Genomic DNA, 6,000 nt, shown 5'->3' with positions numbered 1-6,000 from the left:
AAATGGTTGAGTGATGGGAGAGAATGTTCAAGAGTGGATTCTAAATGTTCAGATAAAGACATAAAAAAATGAGCGTATTCACATACACTCATTTTTACTACATTTTACTAAAATTTGCTTAACTGACAGGCATTACCTTGTTAGGGGCTTTTTAGGCGATTCAGATTAGTGATCTGAAGCACCTGAGATACCAATACCAGTTTGTGAACGTACATACTGTGCATCGAATGCTTTACGCTCAGCTTGTGCTTGTGCTGAATTATCAGTTACAGAGAACAACCAGCAGCAGATGAATGCCAATGGCATTGCAAAGATTGCAGGACCATTGAATGGGTTAACTGGTGTTTCAGAGATTGCAAATGTATCTACCCAAACTGCTTTAGACAATACAATGAGAATCACCGCAGTTGCTAGACCAACCACACCACCAATCACCGCACCACGCGTCGTTAAACCTTTCCAGAACATCGACAATACAAGCACAGGGAAGTTTGCACACGCTGCTACAGAGAATGCCAAACCAACCATGAATGCAACGTTTTGTTTCTCGAACAAAATACCTAAAATCATCGCGAAGATCGCAAGACCTAAAGTCGCGATTTTAGACATACGAAGTTCAGATTCTGGCGTTGTTTGACCTTTCTTGAATACGTTTGCATACAAGTCGTGAGAGATTGCCGATGCACCTGACAATGTTAGACCTGCAACTACTGCAAGAATCGTTGCGAATGCTACCGCTGAAATGAAGCCCATGAACAAGTCACCGCCCAATGCATCAGATAAATGCACCGCAGCCATGTTGTTACCACCAACAAGCTCTAGCTTGCCAGTTACCGCCATTTTCGCTACATCAAGGAATTGTGGGTTGTTTGAAACATAAAGGATCGCACCAAAACCAATGATGAAAGTTAAAAGGTAGAAATAACCAATGAAACCTGTTGCCACAACTACTGATTTACGCGCTTCTTTCGCATCTTTTACTGTGAAGAAACGCATTAAAATGTGTGGCAGACCTGCTGTACCGAACATTAATGCAAGACCGAGAGAGATCGCATCAATTGGGTTTGCAGCCAATTTACCAGGCCCCATAATGTTTGCAGCTTCAGTTAAAGATACATCATGCACCTTCGAGAAAACTTGGATCGATTGAGAGAACATTTCAGAGAAGCTGAAGCCCACGCCTTTCATGACCATGAATGCCATGAAAGTTGCGCCAGAAAGTAGCATCACTGCTTTAATGATCTGTACCCAAGTTGTTGCCAACATACCACCGAAGATTACATACGCCATCATCAGTAGACCAACGATCACAACCGCAATGTTGTAGTTTAGACCGAATAGTAGTTTGATCAACTGACCTGCACCCACCATCTGTGCAATCAAGTAGAACGCGACAACCACAAGCGAGCTGACTGCTGCAAGGGTACGGACAGGTTTCTCAGCCAGACGGAATGACACCACGTCAGATAAGTTAAACTTACCTAAGTTACGCAGACGTTCAGCCACCAAGAACAGTACGATTGGCCAACCCACCATAAAGCCCAATGAATACAGCAAGCCGTCAAAGCCTGAACTGAATACCATTGCGGAAATACCGAGGAACGATGCTGCTGACATGTAGTCACCGGCAATCGCTAAACCATTTTGGAAACCCGAAATACCACCACCGGCAGTATAGAAGTCTGCAGTGTTCGTGGTTTGCTTCGCTGCCCATTTGGTAATAAACAAAGTCAAACCAACAAAGATTGCGAACATGATAATCGCATGCCAGTTGGTTGCTTGTTGTTGTGCTTCACCTAAATCTGGTCCTGCCATTGCCATGCTTGACATGAGCAGAACGGGAGCCGCCAGTGCTGTTGCTTTCAATGAATTCCATTTCATCTTAGTGAAGTCCTTTTTCTTGAGTAATTGCTTCTACTTCACGCATTGCTTCTTCGTTTAATGCATCCAACTTGTTGTTTGCAATGTACGAATACACACCACAGAGCAGGAATGACAATACAATAATGCTCAAACCTAATGGCATACCAATCGTGGTTACACCACCACTCACGGATTGCATCAAGAACTCTTTGTTATAGCCCACAAGTAGCATGAAGCCGACATAGACCACCAACATGATGATCGTCAAAGTCCAGCTCAACTTACTTTTACGGCTAACCATTTCCTTAAATTTTGGATTCTGTAGAATTTGTTCTACCTGTCTCTCATCCATAATGTTCTCCTTACGCCGAACCTTGGCGCGCAATTTTCTAATTCGAATTATTTCGAAGCTAAACTTACCAATGTTCCTTATCTCTTGTAATTTAGACTTTGGTCGTTAAATTTTGAGCAATAACCTCCCTAAGCCTATGGATGCGTTATCATTAAGCGAGAATTAATATGCTGCAGGCTCTATGAATAGTTGGCTTATCGTCGGGGTATTGGCCCTTTACATCGCATTACTCTTTGTATGTGCATTCTTTGGTGAAAAGCATGCCAGCAGGCTCAGTACTCGCGGCAGAATGCTTCTCTTTAGTCTAACTTTAGGGGTGTATTGTTCATCTTGGACATTTTATGGCGCAACGGGTGCCGCCGTTCGTGAGGGCATTATTTTCCTGCCAATTTATCTGGGACCGCTGCTATTTGTTGCGCTCGGCTATGATATTTGGCGACGTTTAGGGCGTGTCCGTCAGCATCATGCCATTTCATCGATTGCCGACTTTGTAGCTGCACGATATGGTAAAAGTGGTCCCTTAGCGTCATTGGTCACGATCCTTGCCGTGATTGCCATTATTCCCTATTTAGCCTTGCAGCTACGTGCGATTGCCCTAAGTGCAACGGTCATTTTAGAACCGACCGCTGGTCTGACCGGTACCACCAACAGTGTGCTGTTTTTGACCGGTGTATTGGCGATTTTGGCGATGATGTTTGGGACACGACAGATTGCCAATACAGAACAGCACGGCGGCTTAATGTTGGCTGTGGCATTTGAGTCTTTCGTCAAGCTGTTTGCACTACTTGCAGTCGCATTTTTCTTTGTTTTTGAATCACCTGAAAACATGGCGCAAATCAGCCATGACATCAACACTACCTTTAAAGATGTCCAGCTCAAAGGTGTGCCAGAAAGCTTTTGGATTCAAACATTATTGGCTGCTTTAGCGATTATTTGTCTACCACGTCAGTTCCATGTCGCGGTAGTTGAACTGCGAGATGAAAAGCATATTCGTGGTGCTCGTCGTTGGTTTGCCATTTATCTGATTTTAACCATTATCGCGATCATCCCGATTGCCAGTTGGGCGCTGCATGCAGCACCTGCCTACTTGGCAATTCCCGATGTTGCTGTGCTCTCACTGCCTTTAAGTTATAACCAAGACTGGTTGACCTTACTGGCATTTCTCGGTGGTTTTTCAGCTTCGACAGGTATGCTGTTGGTGTCGTCAGTGGCCTTGTCGATTATGCTCAGTAATGACTTGATCATGCCTGCACTGTGGCGTACACGCTTATTGTCACGTCATGACAAACGCCTACCACTCGTACTGAAATTCACACGTCGTGTGTGTATTTTAGCTGTCATGTTATTGGGCTTCTTGTTCTTCCATTTCTTCAATGACATTGACCAATTATCGGTATTTGGCCTATTGGCCTTCAGTGCTGTGGCTCAGTTTGCACCGGCATTAATTGGTGGTTTATATTGGCGTGGCGGAAGTAAGCAAGGGGTATATGCGGGTCTGTTGGTCGGTTTTGGCATGTGGGCTTATACCCTGTTATTACCAACCGTATTGCGTAGCCTGCCTGAACAATTTAAAACATTTACCGAAAATCTTTTAAGTCAGGGTCCGCTAGGCTTGAGTTGGTTACGTCCTGAAGCACTGTTAGGGTTTGAATCTTTCGATCCACTTACCCATGGCGTAGTTTGGGCACTGGGTTTAAATATCACCCTCTATATTTGGATTTCCCGCGTCTTCCGTCCAAGTGTTGCCGAGCAAATTCAGGCCGAAAGTTTCTTTTATTATGAAACCAAGCCCCTCCCGGCTCAAAGTACATCAAACGACATCAGCTATATTCACCATGATGTGGCACGCTTAAAAGTAGGTGATCTGATTACTTTGGCAAAACGCATTACCGGTGAAGGTCCAACTATGCGCGCCTTCAACCAGTTCTGCGCACAAAACAATGTCGTTTTGAATGAAAATAGCAGCGCCAACGGCATGTGGTGGCGTTTTACCGAACAGTATCTTGCCGGCACCATCGGTGCGGCATCTGCCCGTACCCTACTCACCACAGCCATGGTCAATAATGGTTTAGCACTCGGTCAGGTCGCAAATATTCTTGACCAAGCCTCACAGTGGCAGCGCTTTAACCAAAACCTGATCATGACCATGATCGACCATATGACTCAAGGTGTGTCCGTGGTTGATGAAAATATGTGTTTGGTGGCATGGAATAATCAATACCTCAAACTGTTTGATTATCCAAAAGACATTGTCTATGTCGGTTGCCCAATTTCAGACTTGATTCGTTATAACGCTGAACGCGGCGAATGTGGTCCTGGTTCAGTCGAAGAACATGTGCGTAAACGTATGCATTGGATGCAAGTCGGCAGCGCACACGAATTTGAACGAATTCGTAAAGATGGTCGTGTAATTCAGATGCGCGGGAACCCGATCGAAGGCGGTGGTTTCGTCACGACCTTTGCCGATATTACCGCATTCCGTGAAAATGAAGCCTTGCTTGAAGGGCGTGTACAAGACCGTACCCAACAGTTGGCAGATGCCCTGTCCGAACAACAATTGGCACGTGAGCAAGCCGATAAAGCCAATATGTCGAAAAGCCGCTTCATTGCTGCTGCAAGCCATGACTTATTGCAACCGATGCATGCTGCTCGCCTTTTTAGTACCGCCCTCGAGCAAAGCGTACAAAATGACGATGATCGTAAAACGCTTCAGCAACTAGATCGTGCGCTGCATGGTGCGGAAAGTATGCTCTCTGCCCTCTTGGATATCGCACGACTCGAAGGTGGAACCATTCAACCAAAACGTCAGCCTTATCCGCTGCATGACTTACTCAGCGATCTTGAACTGCAATTTAAATCGATTGCGGCACAGCGTAATATCAAACTGACCGTACATGATGCTCAGTTCTGGATTGACACCGACCCACAGTGGATTCGTCGTATTATTCAAAACTTCGTCAGCAATGCCCTACGCTATACGGCGCGTGGTCGTGTTGTGGTGGGTGTGCTACGTTCAGCACGTCCAGGACATATTCGTATTGGCGTTTGGGATACAGGTCCAGGGATCGCGGAAGAACAGCGCATTAAGTTGTTCCAAGAGTTCGAACGCTGTGGACATACCTCTCCTTGGGGCGAACAGGGCCTGGGCTTAGGTTTAGCCATCGTGCAACGCATGACCAGCCTACTCGACTACCCAGTGCATGTGTTCTCAGAACTTGGTCATGGTTCGTGTTTTATGATTGAAGTGCCTGTGGTCGCTGCGCCAAAAGTGGTCGCTGCACCGACTCAAGCGGTTCCGCTGAAGACCAAAGCCTATAAGATTCTGTGCTTAGACAATGATGAAACCATTTTGGAAGGGATGTCGACCTTACTGACCAAATGGGGCTATCAAGTCTTTAAAGCCACTGAACCTGAACAGGCCATGGAGTTGATTCAACAAGAAAATATTCAAGTTTGGTTGGTTGACCAACACTTGAATAACAACAAGATCGGTCTCGACTTTATTTTAGATAACCGTCAGGAAAATGTCCCTGTGGCGCTGATTACCGCAGATTCTGATCCTGAACTACCGCAACGTCTAAAAGAGTTAAACATCGTCTTACTGAAAAAACCATTGAAACCGGCTTCACTGCGTTCATGGTTATCTGGTTTAAAAATTTCAAATCAGTAGCGTTGTTACAGGACATCGCTCTGTGAAAAGTAGCCCATTTCATTCACATGAAATGGGCTTTTGTTTACCTTGCTTTTACTTAAACTTACCTAACTGGCAAAAAAATTTGTCTCAA

Annotated in this window: 3 protein-coding genes; 1 reads left to right on the top strand and 2 read right to left on the bottom strand. The window is 45.2% G+C overall.

The genetic code is table 11. The annotated features are described in order from the left end of the window. Positions 1–165 precede the first annotated feature (165 nt). A complete protein-coding gene (locus FTT94_RS10735) occupies positions 166–1,881 on the bottom strand; it encodes a cation acetate symporter (protein ID WP_180170776.1) in 1,716 nt (571 codons plus the stop codon). A gap of 1 nt (position 1,882) precedes the next feature. Then, positions 1,883–2,215 carry a DUF485 domain-containing protein gene (locus FTT94_RS10730; RefSeq protein WP_078190540.1) on the bottom strand — a complete coding sequence of 111 codons (333 nt, stop codon included), beginning with the start codon at positions 2,213–2,215 and terminating at the stop codon, positions 1,883–1,885. 181 nt (positions 2,216–2,396) lie between these two features. Between FTT94_RS10730 and FTT94_RS10725 the strand changes: the two genes are divergently transcribed. Further along, positions 2,397–5,885, top strand: a complete 3,489-nt coding sequence (locus FTT94_RS10725; protein WP_078190541.1) for a PAS domain-containing hybrid sensor histidine kinase/response regulator — start codon at positions 2,397–2,399, stop codon at positions 5,883–5,885. Positions 5,886–6,000 lie beyond the last annotated feature (115 nt).

The organism is Acinetobacter sp. YH12027 (assembly GCF_013420085.1).
Taxonomy (GTDB): Bacteria; Pseudomonadota; Gammaproteobacteria; order Pseudomonadales; family Moraxellaceae; genus Acinetobacter; species Acinetobacter amyesii.
The sequence above is the reverse complement of the archived record's forward strand: the minus strand, read 5'-3'. Positions and strand labels throughout refer to the sequence as shown.